The organism is Pseudomonas brassicacearum subsp. neoaurantiaca (assembly GCF_013608025.1).
Classification (GTDB): domain Bacteria; phylum Pseudomonadota; class Gammaproteobacteria; order Pseudomonadales; family Pseudomonadaceae; genus Aquipseudomonas.
This window is the reverse complement of sequence record NZ_VDLV01000012.1, coordinates 28,937-45,059: the sequence shown is the minus strand read 5'-3', so window position 1 is coordinate 45,059 and position 16,123 is coordinate 28,937. Positions and strand designations below refer to the sequence as shown.

The following is a 16,123-nucleotide window of genomic DNA, read 5'->3' as shown; positions in this document are numbered from 1 at the left end:
GTCCTGAAATACGGTGCTTAGAAGTTCACGCCGACGCTGAGCGCCACGAAATCGCGATCGTCCACGGTACTGAAATCCCCGCCAAAGAAGTTGGTGTAGGCCAGGCTCGCGTTGTAGGTGTTCTGGTACTCGGCATCCAGCCCGAGGCTGACGGCCTTGCGCCCTTCCTCGAAGTTGGCGCCAGGACCTGGCGAATAGCCTTTCACGTCATGGGACCAGGCCACGTTGGGCTTGAGGTTCACACCGGCGAAGACGTCCGGGTAATCCCAGATGGCGCGAGTGCGGTAGCCCCAGGAAGTGGCGGTGGTGAAGCCGTCGTTGTTGCAGTTGCTGTTGACGCCGCTGATGGTCTGGCCACCGCCTGCGGCGGTCGATGTATTAAGGGTATTGCAGAAGCCATTTGGCAGCTCACCTGGCCCGAATACCGGATCACGACCGTAACGAACGTCGGATTTGCTTTCCAGACCGCCCACATGTGTCACACCGATTTCACCCACCAGGGTAAGACGGCTGGCGCCCATGACCTGATCGAGGAAGTGGGTGAATGTGGTCTGGAACTGGGTGATTTCCTTGCGACGGTAGCCGTGCAGATCCTGGCCTGGTACGCCGGTAAGCAGGGAAGCATTGTCGAAAGGACGGCCTCCGGGGCCGAAATTGATCGGGCGAACTCCCGCGAACAAGATATCGGTGGTGCTTAATTGAACTGGTGCATTCGGCCGATAACTCAGTTCACCGCTCCATGCCGTACCGGTAGGCAAGGTGGTAGAGAAGCTCAGGCCATAAAGGCGGATATCTTCTGGATATTCGACGAAGTATTCCGAGTTGCCCGCTACGAGTACCGGCGCCGCTTGACCAAGGCCCGGTGCGATGTTGTAGATGGACTGTGGGGCACCAGTGGCACTGAAAATTGGAGCTCGGCTGTGATAGTTGATGAAGTAAGCGCCGAATTCGGTGTCCAGTGGCTCGAACATGTACTTCAGGGAAGCACCCCATTGGCCACTGTCTCGGGCATCACGGTCGGCGCCACGACGCACGAGCACGCCTTCACCGTTTATGTCGACGCCCAATGAACCCAATGCGGCTAATTGGCCCGCTGTAAAGTTGGAGCTTGGACTCAAAACCCGCAAATTATCCGAGCAACCATCCGCAATCACATCCGGCTGCGAGAAAAACGTCCCGCAGTTATCCACAACCGTCTGGTCCCACTCGATCTGATAGAAAGCTTCAGCCGACAGGTTATCGGTCAGACTCTGGGACACATAGAACATGTTGACCGGGATCAGGCCTTCCTTGATCTCGGCGCCTGGACGACGGAACGCGGACACGTCAACCGGGTTGATGGCGTTGATACCGCCCTGGATGAAGGTGCTCTCACCCCAACTGACGACCTGCTTGCCCAGGCGGACCGAGCCCGGCTGATCGGCAATGGAGTAGTTGTGATAGACGAACGCATCGAGGATCTGCCCGCCGGAGGACTTGGCGCCTTCCTTGCGGTTGCTGTCGCTGATGTCTTTGAAAAGACGATTCTCGTCCTTGAGCTCAAAGTCATACCAGTATTTGCCACGCACAAACACACCGGTGTCGCCGTACTTCAGTTCCAGGTCATGGATGCCCTTGAATATCTTCGAGAAGGTTTCCCCACGCTTGAAGTTCAGGTGGCCATCATCGGAGGTCTGGGACAGGCCCTTGCCGCCGTTGTTCACACCGATCAGATCGCGGTTGGCCTTGGCCGTAGACCAGCTCGCACCGACCGACAGGGACGAATCGAACTGGCCTTCGATTTCACCGATGTTGAAGCTGACGCCGAATGCAGGGCCGGCGAGCGAGGAGGCAAGACTGACGGCCAGCGGCAATTTTGCCCGGCGCCAGAAAGTGTTTGCTGAGGTCATCGACGCAACTCCATGTGTTTTATTGTTATGGCAGTGGGTATTCCCGGAAACCCTTCGCCGTGCTGGCACGCGCGTCCCATTCCGAAAATCCTTGAGCGGACTATAGCCAGCAGGTAGTACGGCTTGATCCCTCTAAAGTGTGATTTGCAGCCCTCGACCACTCTGGAACAGTCCTTCGCCAGGCCGACACCTGTCGGCACGGCAAGGATGGCTGAATTTTCGATTTTGACAAGACAAGCGCTTGCTTGGTGGGGCTGCCGTGCCCTTTTCGGGCACGGCAGGGACGCTCAGAGCGTGGAGAGGAAGGTGCTGTTGTTGGTCTGCCATTCGGTGATGTCGACGCGGATACGCTTCTTGTCGAGCTTGCCGACGCTGGTCTTGGGAATTTCCGTAACAAGGGCGATCTGGCTCGGGATTGCCCACTTGCTCAAGTGGCCCAATTCCACGAATGGCTTGAGATGTTCCTTGAGCTCGCGAGCCCCGATCTGATGCCCTTCGCGAATCACCAGCAAGGCAAATGGCCGCTCGCCCCACTGCGGATCGGGAATGCCGACCACTGCTACTTCACGTACCGCCACATGACGGCTGATGAGGTCTTCCAAGTCCAGGGAGGAGATCCACTCGCCGCCAGTCTTGATCACATCCTTGATGCGGTCGCGAATGTCGATGAAGCCCATGCCGTCGAGCGTGGCGACATCGCCGGTGTGCAACCAGCCGCCGCTCCAGAGCTCGGCGCCCTTCTGCGGTTCGTTGAAATAGCCTTCGGTGAGCCACGGCGCGCGCAGCACCAATTCGCCCTGGGTCTCGCCGTCGGCAGGCAGGAAGCGACCCTCGCCGTCGACTATCGCCGCCTCCACCAGTGGCCCCGGCACGCCGGCCTTGATCCGGTAGGTGATGCGTTCATCTTCGCTGCCGGCCATCAGTTCGTCGTTGAGGTGGGCGCAGGATACCAGCGGGCCGGTTTCCGACATGCCGTAGGCGGCGGTGAGCTGGATGCCCTTGGCTTTGGCCGCCTCGTACAGGCTACGGTTGAGGGCGCTGCCACCGATGACGATTTTCCAGCCGCCGAAATCGGTGTCCTGGGCGCCCTTGGCGTTGAGCACCATTTGCAGGATGGTCGGCACGCAGTGGGAAAAGGTGACCTTTTCCTTGCGCCACAGCTCCACCAGGAACTCCGGGTCGTAACGACCGGGGTAGACCTGCTTGAGCCCCAGCATGGTCGCCACGTACGGCAGGCCCCAGGCGTGGACGTGAAACATTGGCGTGATCGGCATGTACACGTCGTTGGTGCCCAGCAGCCGCACGCTGTCGATAGCGCCCATGATGGTCCCCACGCCCATGGTATGGAGCACCAGTTGCCGATGGGTGAAATACACGCCCTTGGGGTTGCCCGTGGTGCCGGTGGTATAGAACGTGGTGGCGACGGAATTCTCGTCGAAATCCTGGAAGTCGTAGACCGGGCTTGCGCCGGCCAGCAGTTGCTCGTATTCGCCCACCAGATTTGGCAGGTCAGCGGTTTTTTCAGGCAGGTCGGTCAGCAGCAGGGTCTTGTCCACCGTGGTCAGGTGCCCGGCAATCGCCTGGTACAACCCGACGAACTCGCTGTTGACCAGCACGAAGCGGTCCTCGGCGTGGTTCATGGTGTAGAGGATCTGCTCCGGCGACAGGCGCACGTTGATGGTGTGGATCACCGCGCCGATCATCGGGATCGCGAACATACATTCCAGGTAGCGATGGCTGTCCCAGTCCATCACCGCCACGGTATCGCCGGCCTTCACCCCCGCCTCGGTCAGCACATTGGCCAGCCGCGCGACGCGCTCGATCAGCGTCGGGTAGCTGTAGCGCAACTGGTCGCGGTAGATGATCTCGCGGGTTTTCTCGTAACGCGCGCCGGACATCAGCAGCCGCTTGATCAGCAACGGGTATCGATAGGCGCCTTCGGCTGGAGGAATAACGCGAGTCTGCAACATAGAGTGTCCCTTTTCTGACTGCACGGTCTTGGCTGGAAAACAAGCACTCTAAAGCGCTTCTCCACGGATCAAATCAGCCGAAGGAATGATTTGATCCGCCCGCGAATACCAGCCTTGAGCCATCATCGGGACCGGTTCAGCCCGCTCAGTGGGCCTCGGTAAACGCCAGTTTCACCCCGATGGCAACCAGCACGGCGCCCATGGTCCGGTCGAACCAGTGGCCCATGCGAGCAAAAGCGGCACGCACCCGCGCCTGGCTGAACAGCATCGCCACCATGCAGAACCAGGCCGCCGTGGCGACCGCGAGGTATACGCCGTAGCCGGCCTGGATCGCCATCGGGGTGTGGGGGTTGATGACCACGGTGAACAGGGACAGGAAGAACAGCGTCGCCTTGGGGTTCAGGCCGTTGGTCACGAAGCCGGCGGTGAACGCGCCGCGAGCGGTGCGTTCGCCCACCTCCTTGTGCAGGTTTTCCTCGCTGGCGTTGGCCGGCTGGGCACGCAATGCCTTGAAGCCGATGTACAACAGGTAGGCGGCGGCCGCCCACTTCAATGCGTTGAACAGCACGATCGATTGGGACACGATCAGGCCGATGCCCAGCAGCGAATACCCCACATGGAGGAAAATCGCGGTGCCGACGCCCAACGCTGTCCACGTCCCGGCACGGCGGCCGTGGGTCACGCTTTCACGGACCACCACGGCAAAATCCGGTCCAGGACTGGCCACGGCCAGCAGATGGATCAGGGCGACGGTGAGGAATTCGGCGAGGTACATGGTGCGGCTCCTTGCGACAATCTTTGTTGAATGAATCCCGTGGCGAGGGAGCTTGCTCCCGCTCGGCTGCGCAGCAGTCGCTTGCCCCTGGGGCCTGCTTCGCAGGCCAACGGGAGCAAGCTCCCTCGCCACGGTAATTGTTCTGATAGGCTCGCCACATTACGCCTCCAGCCCTCTCCATGACAGGTACAGCTGATGACCAATACCGCCCGCGCAGTTTTTCTCGATCACCCTTCCCTGGACCTCGGCGACCTCGACCTCGGCCCACTACGCGAATGCTTCAGCGAGCTGCAACTGTTCGCCGGAACCCGCCAGGATGAGGTGACGGAGCGGCTCAAGGGCGCCACGGTGGCGATCACCAACAAGGTCGTGATCGATGCAGCCGCGATGGCCGCCAACCCCGAACTGCAACTGATCCTGATCAGCGCCACCGGCACCAACAACGTCGATCTGGCCGCGGCCCGCAGCCATGGCATCACCGTCAGCAACTGCCAGGGCTATGGCACGCCGTCGGTCGCCCAACACACGATCATGCTGTTGCTGAACCTGGCGACACGCCTGGCCGATTATCAAAAAGCCGTGGGCGAAGGACGCTGGCAACAGGCTTCGCAGTTCTGCCTGCTGGACTATCCGATTGTCGAACTGCAAGGCAAGACCCTCGGGCTGCTCGGCCACGGCGAATTAGGCAGCGCGGTCGCGCGGCTGGCCGAAGCCTTTGGCATGCGCGTGTTGCTGGGACAGATTCCCGGACGACCCGCTCGTCCCGACCGCCTGCCCTTGGATCAATTGTTGCCGCAAGTGGACGCCGTGACGTTGCACTGCCCGCTCAACGAGCACACCCGGCATTTTATCGGTGCTCGCGAACTGGCTTTGCTCAAACCGGGTACGTTCGTGGTCAACACCGCACGCGGCGGCCTGATCGACGAGCAGGCCTTGGCCGATGCCCTGCGCAGCGGTCACCTGGGTGGTGCGGCCACCGACGTGTTGAGCGTCGAGCCGCCCACCCAAGGCAATCCGCTCCTGGCAGGCGATATCCCACGGTTGATCGTCACGCCTCACAATGCCTGGGGCAGCCGCGAGGCCCGGCAGCGGATCGTCGGCCAACTGAGCGAAAACGCCCAAGGTTTTTTCAGCGGTACAGCGCGACGAGTCGTCAGTTGATAAACTGCCGCACTTTTTTTAAGGAGCAGACCATGGACCCGCGCAGTGAAGTACTGCTTCGTCAGCCTGAGTTATTCCAGGGGTCGGTCTTGCTGGCCGGCCTGCCCGCCGACGATCTGCTCGGCCGCCTGCCCGAGGCCCATGGTTGGTGCTGGCACGCCGGCGATCAAGCGGCCCTGGATGCGCGTTTCCCGGAGCGCAGCCATTTTGGCGTGAACGTACCCGAGCGAGGATTCGACACCGCCGTGGTGTTCCTGCCCAAGGCCAAGGACCTCACCGACTACATCCTCAACGCCGTGGCCGCGCGCCTGGCCGGTCGCGAGGTGTACCTGGTGGGCGAAAAACGCAGCGGCATCGAGGGCGCTTCCAAGCAGCTCAACCCATTCGGCAAGCCGCGCAAGCTCGACAGCGCGCGGCACTGCCAACTCTGGCAGGTCACCGTCGCCAACGCGCCCGAGGCCAAGCCGCTGGAAAGCCTGGCGCAGACGTATGAGCTGCCGCTTGCCGAAGGTCCGCTGAAGGTCATCAGTTTGCCCGGGGTGTTCAGTCACGGGCGGCTGGATCGCGGCAGTGCGCTGTTGCTGGAGCACTTGGACAAGCTGCCCAGTGGCCACCTGCTGGACTTTGGCTGCGGCGCCGGCGTGCTGGGCGCGGCGGTCAAGCGTCGCTACCCGCACAACACCGTGACGCTGCTGGATGTGGATGCCTTCGCCGCCGCCAGCAGTCGCCTGACCTTGGCTGCCAATGGCCTGGAAGCCGACGTGCTGACCGGTGACGGCATTGACGCCGCGCCCATGGGCCTGAACGCGATTTTGAGTAATCCACCGTTCCATGTGGGCGTCCACACGGATTATCACGCCACGGAAAACCTGCTGCGAAAAGCCGCCAAACATCTGAAAAATGGCGGCGAACTGCGGCTCGTCGCCAACAGTTTCCTCAAATACCAGCCGCTGATCGAGGAGCACCTCGGCACGTGCACCATCAAGGCCGAAGGCCAGGGTTTTCGCATCTACCGGGCCAAGCGTGGCTGACGCTTTTTTGAAAAACAGCGCTTGCCCAATCGGATTTGCCTAGGCAGAATCCGCACCGTCCTAGGGGAGTAGTCTCCCGCGAGCGCCCTGCTCGCCCGGCATACGTCAACATACTTGGTCAGCAGACCATGGCGTATGCGGCCCAAGCGTCCACGCAGATGGTCGCTGGGTTTGACAAGACCTATGACACGCACACCTTACCCGGGGCGGGAAGGCTGTACGTGTCATAGCCGTGTCGACCCGCCCCTCTTAGGAATTCCCTGATGCTGGACTCTCTACTCGTACCTACCGCCATCGTTGCGCTGGCCGAAATCGGCGACAAGACGCAGCTGCTCGCGCTGATCCTTGCTGCTCGCTTTCGCAAACCCTGGCCGATCATCGCCGGCATCGTCGCCGCGACCCTGGCCAACCACGCGGCAGCGGGCGCGGTGGGTGCCTGGGTCAGTGGGTTCTTCTCCGGCTCGGTGTTGCACTGGATATTGGCGGCAAGCTTCGCGGCCACGGCACTGTGGACTCTGGTCCCGGACAAGCTGGACGACGAGGAGGCCAACACCGCTCGCAAGTTCGGGCCGTTCCTGACCACGCTGATCGCGTTCTTCCTGGCGGAAATCGGCGACAAGACCCAGATCGCCACGGTGATGCTCGCCGCGCAATACCCGGAACTGTGGCTAGTGATCATTGGCACCACCGTGGGCATGTTGATTGCCAACGTACCCGTGGTACTGGCGGGCAATTTCGCCGCCGAGAAACTGCCCCTGGCCCTCATCCGCCGCCTGGCCGCCTCGGCGTTTTTCATCCTGGCGATCGTTGCGGTTTACAAGGCGATGCAGAGCAGTGGGTGGGTTTGATACCGCGTCATCGTTCATCGCGAGCAAGCTCGCTCCCACAGGGGCTGCGGGTGTTCACAAGATTGTGATCACCGCAGATCATTGTGGGAGCGAGCTTGCTCGCGATGAGGCCAGCCGCCTCACCGCGTGATGATGATTACTTCTTGGCCTGCTGGTAAAGCGGCATCACCTTCGGAATCGCCGCCTGCAACGAGGCGATCCGGCTGCTCGATGACGGGTGGGTGCTCATGAATTCTGGCGGAGCGCCTTCCGATGCCTTGGCCATCTTGTTCCACAGAGTGATCGCCGCGTTCGGGTCGTAGCCGGCGCGGGCGGCCAGTTCGAGGCCGATCAGGTCGGCTTCGTTCTCGTTGCCACGGCTGTTGGGCAAGGTCATGCCGTAGTTGGCCACGGTGTCGGCCAGCGCCAGACTGTCCTGGCCCAGGCCGAATATCGCGCCGGCGCCCTGCTTGGCCATTTCGATGCCATAGGCCTTGGACATGGCTTCACGACCATGCTCGCGCAAGGCGTGGGCGATTTCATGGCCCATGATCGCGGCGATCTCAGCGTCGGTCAGTTTCAACTGATCGATCAAGCCGGAGTAGAACATGATCTTGCCGCCAGGCCCGCAGTTGGCATTGAGCTCGTCACTCTTGATCAGGTTGACTTCCCAGTTCCACTGCGCCGAATCCGGGCGGAACACAGGCGCCTGGGCAATCAGGCGGTCGGCAATTACCTGGAGACGCTTGGCATCGCTGCTGGTCTTGTCCAAAGCGCCCTGGGCTTTCGCCTCGCCCATGGTTTTCTGATAGGACTGGGCGTACATCTGGTTGACCTCAGCGGTCGACAGCATGCTGAACATATATTGCTTGCGTTCCACCCCCACGGCTCCGCCGCTGGTGGTGTTGACCGATTGGCAACCGGCAAGCAGCAGACCTGTACTCAGCGCACTTACCATCAAAATCTTGTTCATCTATGAAGCTCCCTGGAAACGTGGGCGTATCCTAGGCGTTGATTTGTATCGGCGCCAGATACACAGCGCGAGGATTACAGATTTTTCGGACGGATCCCACGCAGGTCATTTGCCCTTCGCGAGCAGGCTCGCTCCCACAGGTATGTGCGGCCCTCAACAATTTTTTTGGTCCCACATCGCCCCATGTGGGAGCGAGCCTGCTCGCGAAGGGGTTGGAACTGTCGCCACAAGACTCAAGCCGGCGTCAGGCATTCCGGCCCATTGAGTTTCGGGTCGTTGACCATGTTCGCCAATACGCGCTCGCGCAATTGCCCCGGCTCGCTCGCCAGCAGCCCTTGCAAGGCATGCAGCGGGGTCTCGGGGTCAAGCCAGAGTCGTTGGCCTTCTTCATCCAGGATTAACGGCCGACGCTGGCCAGCCGCCGGCTGGGTGATGACTGCCGTGCTCAACCACACCTGTTCCTGTACCGGATAGGCTTCCCAGATCGCCGCAAAAAACAGTGACGAACCCTCTCCCGGCGTCAGCCAATACGGGCGTTTACGCGAGCCACCGCGCCATTCGTAGAACCCGTTGGCCGGCAGCAGGCACCGACGCAAACGCAGGGCCTCGCGGAACATTGGCTGTTCGGCAACGGTTTCGGCCCGGGCATGGGCCGGGGTCCGGGACAGATCGGTCAACCACGGCGGCGTCAAACCCCAGCGCGCCCGGGCCAATTCGCGCTGGCCATCGGCGCCGACCCGCAGCATCAGCACCGAATCGTTGGGCGAAATGTTCCATTGGGCCTTCTGGTCGGCGGGGAAGCCGGGCAAGGCCGCAAAAGCGGGGTTCCAGCGAAACAGGGCATAACGTCCACACATGGGGTAACACGGCTCTCAGATCAAACGGCGGCCAGCCTAACAGACCAGCGTTCCGGGGTAACTGTCCGGTTCGTCGCCGAGCAGCGGCAGCGCGGCATTGTAGGCGGCGATCAATTCCCGGGCGTATTGCGCCTGTTCATCCTCCACCGCCAGCCCCAACAGGCCGTGCATCGGCAGTTCCCCCGCGCCACCCATCAGGTCACGCCCCACCAGATGCGCCGTGATGCCTTCGCTGGCGAGCATGCCTTGGAGCAATTCGCCTTCCATCAGGTTTTCCAGCTCGTAGATTCGCTGCATGGCCGCCCCTCATTCGTTCTCGCTGAAGACCTCCAGGTGCCATTCCTCACCGTGGACCTGGAGCACGAAGTTGATCGGCCGGCAACAGACCTGGCAGTCCTCGATATAGGTCTGGTCGCCGCCGGAAAGATCCACTGTCGTCTCGACCTCTTCACCACAATACGGACATTCATACTCAGCGGCTTCCAGCATCGCGGTCTCCCAAGTGACTTGTGCGTATAATCGCCGGTCTATTTGCAGGGCTATTTTCGTCTGGCTTATTTTCCAGGCCGTGCCCTGTCGTATTTTCGATCGAACCTTTACTTACCCTAGCCGTTTCCAACAAGAGAGCATGATGGGCGAATTCGATGCCATCCGACCTTACGACGACAGTGAAGTCCCAGCAGTGCTGGCACGGCTGCTCAGCGACAAGGCGTTTCTAGATATCCTCACCCACTTCCGCTTCCCGCGCCTGGCCGGCGCCTTCGGCTGGATGCTCAAACCCCTTATAGCGCAGAAATTGCGTCGAGAGTTCGCCGGTGTGACATCGGTCGCCACGTTGCAGGACAAAGTGGAGTTCTATGTCGACCACACCATCGAGCGCGCCACCGATGGCGTGACATATACCGGGGTGGAGCAATTCAAGTCCGGCAACGCTTACCTGTTCATCGCCAACCACCGCGACATCGTGATGGACCCGGCGTTCGTCAACTACGCCGTGTACCACGCCGGCCTGCCGACCCCGCGCATCGCCATTGGCGACAACCTGCTGCAGAAGCCGTTTGTCAGCGACCTGATGCGCCTGAATAAGAGTTTTATCGTGCACCGCTCGATCACTGGGCGGCGGGAAAAAATGGCGGCGTACCAGTTGCTGTCGGCGTACATCAATCATTCGATCCGCAACGATTGCGCCTCGATCTGGATCGCCCAGGCCGAAGGTAGGGCCAAGGACGGTGACGATCGCACCGAATCAGCGATCCTCAAGATGTTCCACATGAGCCGCAAGGACGAGCCGTTCGGCGAAGTGATCCGCTCGCTGAACCTGACGCCGGTTTCGATCAGCTATGAATACGATCCGTGCGACCAGGCCAAGGCCCGCGAGTTGTACATCCGCGCCACCACCGGGACCTACACCAAGGCACCGGGCGAGGATGACGTCAGCATAGCCAAGGGCATCACCGGCTATAAAGGCCGGGTCCATGTGAATTTTGCCGCGCCGATTACCGAGCTGTTCGAGGACACCAAGCAACTGGCAGCGGAGATGGACCGGCAGATTCTCGGCGGTTATCGCTTGTTTCCGGTGCATTACCTGGCCTACGCCCAATGGGCCGATGCAGACCCGCAGTTGCAGGTGCCGACGGCCGCCGAGGTGTTCGGTGCCGAAGAGCTGGCGAAGGCCCAAGAGGAATGGCAGCGTCGGTTGGATGAGTGCCCGGTGGAACAGCGACCGTTCCTGGTGTTGCAATATGCAACGCCGGTGCGCAACCAATACCGGGTCAAGGCGGGGTTGGCGCTTTAAGCGACAGCCCTTCGAGCGAGTGACCTGTGGCGAGGGGATTTATTCCCGCTCGAGTGCACAGCACTCGCAAGCCCTTGGGCTAGCCATAGATATCGGGGCTGCTACGCAGCCCAGCGGGGCGGTGCGACGTTTCGCTAAATCCCCTCGCCACAGATTGCCTCATCAGAGCTTTGTGCTGAACCACGACATCAGCAACGCCACGCCCAGGCAAGCAAACCCGAAGCGGTAGAAAAACCGGTTCATGCGTTGCGTCGCCAGGTCCAGCAGCGCTTCGAATCGTTCATTGCTTTCGCCGCTACGCGCTTCGAGACAGGCCCGCGCCCGCTGTTCGCGGCGGCGCGTTGCGTGCAGTACCCAGCCACCCGGGCAGGCAAACAGCAGCGCGAGCAGGTTGATCAGTTTGGCGGGGTGGGCAGCGAACAACGAAAACAGTTGCAACGACATCACGAACCTCAAGCGAAAACGGACGCCCTGCGCCCAAGACCTATAAATCGGGGCGCGGATTCTACCGAAAGCCTGGGGCGCTGCGTCGGTTTTTCCGACCGGTTACGATGTCGCTCCATATTGAATGCTTTTGTGGCGAGGGGATTTATCCCCGCTGGGCTGCGAAGCAGTCCTAAAACCGGCTACCAGGGTGTGTCAGGCGAATTGCATACAGCTCTTTTGGGGCTGCTGCGCAGCCCAGCGGGGCGGTGCGACGTTTCGCTAAATCCCCTCGCCACAGGGGCGGGCTCAACTTTCTAATTTCATCCGTCACGGTTTCGTCATATGGATAGGCCACCCTGTCGCCCTCCAAACCCGCACGGAACCCGTCATGCTGCACGCCGAAAACCAGGATCGCCTCTACCTCATCAGCCCGAGCGACGAACAACAGAACCTCGTCGACAGCCTGTCTTTCAACGTACAGGACCGGCACTGGCTGGTGTATTGCGCCCTCGGCGGCCATCAACACGCTGATCTTCCAGAGACAGACCTGCTGACCGGCATCAGCGTGCTGGAGTTCTATTCCCAGGCCGCCTGAATTTCTCGCCCATAAAAAACCCTGTGGGAGCGAGCTTGCTCGCGATGGCGGTGGATCAGCCAACATCAAAGTGGCTGACACTCCGCTATCGCGAGCAAGCTCGCTCCCACAGGGGATGTACGGCTTGTTACTTATTCAGCCAATACCTGACCAATGGTCGGGTCCTTGAACAGACGGGTCAGGGCGTCGCTCAATACATCGCTGACCAGCTTGGTATTGGTCTCCTGGTTGGGCGCCATGCCGAAGCGCTGGTCCAGCGAAGCGCCGTAACGACCGCTGTAGCGGCGGCTGGCGTTCTGCACGTCGGAGCGGAAGGTCGCGCCGATGGTGGCCTCCGTCACATACATGCCTTCCTTGGGCGACTGGTATTTCAGTTCCGCCAGGGTCACGGTCAGTTGCGGAGCGTTCATGGCATTCGCGGTCGGGGTGAAGCCCAGCAAGCGCACGGCCGCCTCGGCCTGGGCCTGCAACTTCGGCAGGATCTGCGCGCCCTGCACCGTGATCACGCTGGTCTCAGGGTACAACCCACCGCGGGTGCCAAGGGTCGGCGACGGACGACCGTCCACGACACGCACCACGACCGGTTGGCCACGGCCCACCGGCGCCAATTGGGCGTTGAGCTTGGGTTCCGGGTTAAGTTGCTGCGGGCTGTGGGCACAGCCGACAAGGGTCAGGCTGGTCACGGCGATCAAACCGAACAACAGGCGTTGCAACATGCTCTTCTCTCCAGAATCGGGCACAAACAGGCCGGCAGTATAGCGGTGCGCCATCGCGGCGAACCAGCGTCGCAGCATGAATACCGAAATGTCTGACAAGGGCCACGGTGGGCGGTTCCTGTCACCCCGTTGTCACGGTCCTTAAACCAGCATGTCATGGCCAGCTGTCAGGCTGTTCACAAGTCCCCTCGACACGGTATCCGACCATGCGCTTTCTCATCGATCTGTTTACCCCTCGTCCCCATCATCGTTGCTTTGCCCTGCTTGACCGCGCCGGTCGCTGCCAGGCTTTCAAGCAATGCAGCTTGCAGCCCATGGGCGAAGGCTGGGTCGAAATCGAAGAGATCCGCCTCAACTGGCTGCACCAGCCCCTGCCCGCCGAAGCGCGAGTGCAAACGCCTCGTGCACGCGCCCGTAGCCGGCAGCTGTTGGCCGTCTGACCGGAAGGCTAATAAAAGTCATAAAACACGACCATTTCCGCGCGTTTCTTCGTTACAATCTCCCCCCGATTATAAGGACGTCTCCTGATCGGGCCTCGCAACATCGCTGATGCGCTTGTATTGGCACTTCGCACCGCCCACAGAGAGCCGCCCACACAGATCGAGTGAAGCTGGCGCGCTTGCTGTTTCAGGGCAAAATCTCCGCTTTTCACGAATCTGCAGAGCTGTCATTACGCTCGGTAACTGAGCTGTCTGCCCGTTTTGCCTGTCATGTATTGCATGGGGGCAACCAAACCGGGCGCGGTGCCAGGCTGGGACAGCCCTTTTTTGAGGTTCACGTCTTCAAAAGAGCGTGAAAAAACGGGTTTTCACAACTTCACAAGAGTGTGGCGAGCAAATGAAGAGTTTTGCGTCTGAACAAGCACCATTAGCGTCTGGAACAGCCCAACGACACAGGACCGGATATCGCTCAAGAACCGGCGCCTGAAGCCTGTCCGCTACGGATTTGGTTGCACGAACGGATGTCTCGGCCATAAGTCGAATTGCCTGCGCGGCGCTTAAATGAGTTCATGTGACTCTTGAGGCCGTGCTGCATGCATCCGCAGTGTTGCGAAGAATTGCGAAGATTCGGACATGGCAATTCCTGGCCATGGATTCCTGGGGCGCAACTGATCTTGCCCCGCTTCCTGGCCGCTATGCCGACAATTTGGTGCTGCAGATTTTTGGAGACGCGTTAAATGGCGCATAACGAAGCAGTCGATGTAGTTCTGGTAGGGGCCGGCATCATGAGTGCCACCCTGGCCGTACTGCTCAAGGAGCTCGACCCCGCGATCTCGCTGGAAGTCGTCGAGCTGATGGATTCCGGTGCCGCGGAGAGTTCCAACCCGTGGAACAACGCCGGTACCGGCCACGCCGGGCTGTGTGAGCTGAACTACACGCCCCAGGCCGCCGACGGCACCGTCGACATCAAGAAAGCCGTGCACATCAATACTCAGTTCGAGGTGTCGAAGCAGTTCTGGACGTACCTGACCAGGAAGGGCACGTTCGGCTCGTCGAAATCCTTTATCGCTCCGGTGCCGCACCTGAGCTTCGTGCAGGGCGAGAAAGGCGTGGAGTTCCTGAAGAAGCGCTTCGAGCTGATGCGCCAGCATCATGCCTTCGCCGACATGGAATACACCGAAGACAAGGATCAGATGGCCGAATGGATGCCGCTGATGATGCCCGGCCGGCCGGCTGATGAAGTTGTCGCCGCCACCCGCGTCATGAACGGTACCGACGTCAACTTCGGCGCCCTGACCAACCAGTTGCTCAAGCACCTGGGCAGCGCACCGGACACCCAGATCAAATATTGCAAGCGCGTCACCGGCCTCAAGCGCAAGGGCGATGGCTGGACCGTAAGCATCAAGGACGTCAATTCCGGCAACACCCGGGAAGTCGACGCCAAGTTCGTCTTCCTCGGTGCCGGTGGCGCCGCGTTGCCGTTGCTGCAAGCTTCGGGCATCGAAGAGAGCAAGGGCTTCGGTGGTTTCCCGGTCAGCGGCCAGTGGCTGCGTTGCGACAACCCTGAAGTGGTCAAGCATCACCAGGCCAAGGTCTACAGCCAGGCCGCGGTGGGCTCGCCGCCGATGTCGGTGCCGCACCTGGATACCCGCGTGGTCGATGGCAAAAAGTCCCTGCTGTTCGGGCCATACGCCGGTTTCACCACCAAGTTCCTCAAGCACGGCTCGATCATGGACCTGCCGTTGTCGGTACGCGCCGGCAACATCGGCCCGATGCTGGCCGTGGCCCGGGACAACATGGACCTGACCAAGTACCTGATCAGCGAAGTGATGCAGTCCATGGAGCAGCGCCTGGAATCCCTGCGTCGCTTCTACCCCGAGGCGAAAGCCGAGGACTGGCGCCTGGAAGTGGCCGGCCAACGGGTGCAGATCATCAAGAAAGACCCGAAGAAAGGCGGCATCCTGCAATTCGGCACCGAGCTGGTGGCGGCCAAGGACGGCAGCCTCGCCGCCCTGCTCGGCGCTTCGCCGGGCGCTTCGGTGACCGTGTCGATCATGCTGGAACTGATCGAGCGCTGCTTCCCGGAAAAAGCCAAGGGCGAGTGGGCTACCAAGCTCGCGGAAATCTTCCCGGCTCGGGAAAAAGTGCTGGAAACCGATGCGGCGCTGTATCGCAAGATCAATGCGCAGAACAACATTGCGCTGGAACTGGTTGAAGAAAGCAGCGAGACCCAAAGCTACGCTTGATTCGATCGGCTAAAAAAACGCCCCGTTCTCCATGAGAGCGGGGCGTTTTTTTTGGATCTTGTGGCAAGGGAGCTTGCTCCCGCTGGCCTGCGAAGCAGGACTTCGGGCTATCAGCCACGCGCCTTGTTGATCAACTCGATGTATTCCTCGGCATTACGCTGATCCTGGATCAGCGCAACGAAATCATTGCCATGCTCGTCCTTGCCATTCAGGTCGTAACCGGCCTCGACGAAAAACCCCAGGAAGCGCTCGAAGTCATCGACACGCAGCCCACGGTAGGCCTTGATCAGTTTGTGCAGCGACGGCGACGTGGCATCGACCGGTTCAAAATTGAGGAACAGCTTGATCTGTTCATCGCCAATCTCGTCACCAATCACTTGTTTCTTGTCTTTACGCATTGCCGGCTCCAGCTTGCACAGTTC

General features: G+C 60.7%; 17 protein-coding genes and 1 riboswitch. Of the genes, 7 read left to right on the top strand and 10 right to left on the bottom strand.

Annotated elements, in window-relative coordinates:
* Nucleotides 1-17: 17 nt before the first annotated feature.
* The 3 genes from FHK92_RS09870 to FHK92_RS09860 form a co-directional block, all read right to left on the bottom strand.
* Nucleotides 18-1,889, bottom strand: a complete 1,872-nt coding sequence (locus tag FHK92_RS09870; RefSeq protein WP_181287884.1) for a DUF1302 domain-containing protein — start codon at nucleotides 1,887-1,889, stop codon at nucleotides 18-20.
* Between the two features lie 287 nt (nucleotides 1,890-2,176).
* Nucleotides 2,177-3,859 (bottom strand): fatty acid--CoA ligase, encoded by a 1,683-nt coding sequence (locus FHK92_RS09865; protein ID WP_181287883.1) that lies wholly within the window; start codon nucleotides 3,857-3,859, stop codon nucleotides 2,177-2,179.
* Between the two features lie 145 nt (nucleotides 3,860-4,004).
* Nucleotides 4,005-4,634, bottom strand: coding sequence for a LysE family translocator (locus FHK92_RS09860; RefSeq protein ID WP_181287882.1), 630 nt, complete (start codon nucleotides 4,632-4,634; stop codon nucleotides 4,005-4,007).
* A 195-nt stretch (nucleotides 4,635-4,829) separates the two neighbouring features.
* Here FHK92_RS09860 and FHK92_RS09855 point away from each other — a divergent pair, with 195 nt between their 5' ends.
* The 3 genes from FHK92_RS09855 to FHK92_RS09845 all read left to right on the top strand — a co-directional run bounded on the left by FHK92_RS09855 (nucleotide 4,830) and on the right by FHK92_RS09845 (nucleotide 7,674).
* Nucleotides 4,830-5,795, top strand: a complete 966-nt coding sequence (locus FHK92_RS09855) for a 2-hydroxyacid dehydrogenase (RefSeq protein ID WP_181287881.1) — start codon at nucleotides 4,830-4,832, stop codon at nucleotides 5,793-5,795.
* 32 nt (nucleotides 5,796-5,827) lie between these two features.
* Nucleotides 5,828-6,826, top strand: coding sequence for a class I SAM-dependent methyltransferase (locus FHK92_RS09850; protein WP_030138610.1), 999 nt, complete (start codon nucleotides 5,828-5,830; stop codon nucleotides 6,824-6,826).
* A 51-nt stretch (nucleotides 6,827-6,877) separates the two neighbouring features.
* Nucleotides 6,878-6,999, top strand: a riboswitch (yybP-ykoY riboswitch).
* Between the two features lie 90 nt (nucleotides 7,000-7,089).
* Complete coding sequence (locus FHK92_RS09845; RefSeq protein WP_181287880.1) at nucleotides 7,090-7,674, top strand: TMEM165/GDT1 family protein; 585 nt, start codon at nucleotides 7,090-7,092, stop codon at nucleotides 7,672-7,674.
* A gap of 136 nt (nucleotides 7,675-7,810) precedes the next feature.
* Here the strand turns inward: FHK92_RS09845 and FHK92_RS09840 are convergent, their stop codons facing one another.
* The 4 genes from FHK92_RS09840 to FHK92_RS09825 all read right to left on the bottom strand — a co-directional run bounded on the left by FHK92_RS09840 (nucleotide 7,811) and on the right by FHK92_RS09825 (nucleotide 9,972).
* Entirely contained in the window at nucleotides 7,811-8,626 is an 816-nt protein-coding gene (locus tag FHK92_RS09840; protein ID WP_181287879.1) for a M48 family metallopeptidase, read from the bottom strand.
* A 233-nt stretch (nucleotides 8,627-8,859) separates the two neighbouring features.
* Complete coding sequence (locus tag FHK92_RS09835) at nucleotides 8,860-9,483, bottom strand: SOS response-associated peptidase (RefSeq protein WP_181287878.1); 624 nt, start codon at nucleotides 9,481-9,483, stop codon at nucleotides 8,860-8,862.
* Nucleotides 9,484-9,519: 36 nt separating this feature from the next.
* Nucleotides 9,520-9,780: a putative signal transducing protein gene (locus FHK92_RS09830; protein WP_181287877.1), complete on the bottom strand. Its 261-nt coding sequence runs from the start codon at nucleotides 9,778-9,780 to the stop codon at nucleotides 9,520-9,522.
* Between the two features lie 9 nt (nucleotides 9,781-9,789).
* Nucleotides 9,790-9,972, bottom strand: a complete 183-nt coding sequence (locus FHK92_RS09825; RefSeq protein WP_181287876.1) for a CPXCG motif-containing cysteine-rich protein — start codon at nucleotides 9,970-9,972, stop codon at nucleotides 9,790-9,792.
* A gap of 139 nt (nucleotides 9,973-10,111) precedes the next feature.
* On the opposite strand from FHK92_RS09825, the gene FHK92_RS09820 reads away from it, so the two are divergent.
* Nucleotides 10,112-11,278 (top strand): 1-acyl-sn-glycerol-3-phosphate acyltransferase, encoded by a 1,167-nt coding sequence (locus tag FHK92_RS09820; RefSeq protein ID WP_033864426.1) that lies wholly within the window; start codon nucleotides 10,112-10,114, stop codon nucleotides 11,276-11,278.
* A 162-nt stretch (nucleotides 11,279-11,440) separates the two neighbouring features.
* Here the strand turns inward: FHK92_RS09820 and FHK92_RS09815 are convergent, their stop codons facing one another.
* Nucleotides 11,441-11,722 (bottom strand): hypothetical protein, encoded by a 282-nt coding sequence (locus FHK92_RS09815; protein ID WP_181287875.1) that lies wholly within the window; start codon nucleotides 11,720-11,722, stop codon nucleotides 11,441-11,443.
* A gap of 370 nt (nucleotides 11,723-12,092) precedes the next feature.
* On the opposite strand from FHK92_RS09815, the gene FHK92_RS09810 reads away from it, so the two are divergent.
* Nucleotides 12,093-12,299, top strand: a complete 207-nt coding sequence (locus FHK92_RS09810; protein WP_003185312.1) for a hypothetical protein — start codon at nucleotides 12,093-12,095, stop codon at nucleotides 12,297-12,299.
* 131 nt (nucleotides 12,300-12,430) lie between these two features.
* Here FHK92_RS09810 and FHK92_RS09805 read toward each other — a convergent pair whose 3' ends face one another.
* The gene (locus FHK92_RS09805) at nucleotides 12,431-13,015 is read right to left on the bottom strand and encodes a YajG family lipoprotein (RefSeq protein WP_181287874.1); all 585 of its coding nucleotides are present in this window, start codon (nucleotides 13,013-13,015) and stop codon (nucleotides 12,431-12,433) included.
* A gap of 206 nt (nucleotides 13,016-13,221) precedes the next feature.
* On the opposite strand from FHK92_RS09805, the gene FHK92_RS09800 reads away from it, so the two are divergent.
* Both FHK92_RS09800 and mqo read left to right on the top strand, forming a co-directional pair.
* Complete coding sequence (locus tag FHK92_RS09800) at nucleotides 13,222-13,455, top strand: hypothetical protein (protein ID WP_181287873.1); 234 nt, start codon at nucleotides 13,222-13,224, stop codon at nucleotides 13,453-13,455.
* 737 nt (nucleotides 13,456-14,192) lie between these two features.
* Nucleotides 14,193-15,701, top strand: coding sequence for a malate dehydrogenase (quinone) (gene mqo / locus FHK92_RS09795; RefSeq protein ID WP_181287872.1), 1,509 nt, complete (start codon nucleotides 14,193-14,195; stop codon nucleotides 15,699-15,701).
* Nucleotides 15,702-15,811: 110 nt separating this feature from the next.
* On the opposite strand, the gene FHK92_RS09790 is transcribed toward mqo, so the two are convergent.
* Nucleotides 15,812-16,099, bottom strand: coding sequence for a PA4642 family protein (locus FHK92_RS09790; protein WP_181287871.1), 288 nt, complete (start codon nucleotides 16,097-16,099; stop codon nucleotides 15,812-15,814).
* Nucleotides 16,100-16,123 lie beyond the last annotated feature (24 nt).

Excerpts from the sequence above, each read along its gene's own strand:
- FHK92_RS09870 (WP_181287884.1), bottom strand. The coding sequence starts at position 1,889 with ATGACCTCAGCAAACACTTTCTGGCGCCGGGCAAAATTGCCGCTGGCC.
- FHK92_RS09865 (WP_181287883.1), bottom strand. The coding sequence starts at position 3,859 with ATGTTGCAGACTCGCGTTATTCCTCCAGCCGAAGGCGCCTATCGATAC.
- FHK92_RS09860 (WP_181287882.1), bottom strand. The coding sequence starts at position 4,634 with ATGTACCTCGCCGAATTCCTCACCGTCGCCCTGATCCATCTGCTGGCC.
- FHK92_RS09855 (WP_181287881.1), top strand. The coding sequence starts at position 4,830 with ATGACCAATACCGCCCGCGCAGTTTTTCTCGATCACCCTTCCCTGGAC.
- FHK92_RS09850 (WP_030138610.1), top strand. The coding sequence starts at position 5,828 with ATGGACCCGCGCAGTGAAGTACTGCTTCGTCAGCCTGAGTTATTCCAG.
- FHK92_RS09845 (WP_181287880.1), top strand. The coding sequence starts at position 7,090 with ATGCTGGACTCTCTACTCGTACCTACCGCCATCGTTGCGCTGGCCGAA.
- FHK92_RS09840 (WP_181287879.1), bottom strand. The coding sequence starts at position 8,626 with ATGAACAAGATTTTGATGGTAAGTGCGCTGAGTACAGGTCTGCTGCTT.
- FHK92_RS09835 (WP_181287878.1), bottom strand. The coding sequence starts at position 9,483 with ATGTGTGGACGTTATGCCCTGTTTCGCTGGAACCCCGCTTTTGCGGCC.
- FHK92_RS09830 (WP_181287877.1), bottom strand. The coding sequence starts at position 9,780 with ATGCAGCGAATCTACGAGCTGGAAAACCTGATGGAAGGCGAATTGCTC.
- FHK92_RS09825 (WP_181287876.1), bottom strand. The coding sequence starts at position 9,972 with ATGCTGGAAGCCGCTGAGTATGAATGTCCGTATTGTGGTGAAGAGGTC.
- FHK92_RS09820 (WP_033864426.1), top strand. The coding sequence starts at position 10,112 with ATGATGGGCGAATTCGATGCCATCCGACCTTACGACGACAGTGAAGTC.
- FHK92_RS09815 (WP_181287875.1), bottom strand. The coding sequence starts at position 11,722 with ATGTCGTTGCAACTGTTTTCGTTGTTCGCTGCCCACCCCGCCAAACTG.
- FHK92_RS09810 (WP_003185312.1), top strand. The coding sequence starts at position 12,093 with ATGCTGCACGCCGAAAACCAGGATCGCCTCTACCTCATCAGCCCGAGC.
- FHK92_RS09805 (WP_181287874.1), bottom strand. The coding sequence starts at position 13,015 with ATGTTGCAACGCCTGTTGTTCGGTTTGATCGCCGTGACCAGCCTGACC.
- FHK92_RS09800 (WP_181287873.1), top strand. The coding sequence starts at position 13,222 with ATGCGCTTTCTCATCGATCTGTTTACCCCTCGTCCCCATCATCGTTGC.
- mqo (WP_181287872.1), top strand. The coding sequence starts at position 14,193 with ATGGCGCATAACGAAGCAGTCGATGTAGTTCTGGTAGGGGCCGGCATC.
- FHK92_RS09790 (WP_181287871.1), bottom strand. The coding sequence starts at position 16,099 with ATGCGTAAAGACAAGAAACAAGTGATTGGTGACGAGATTGGCGATGAA.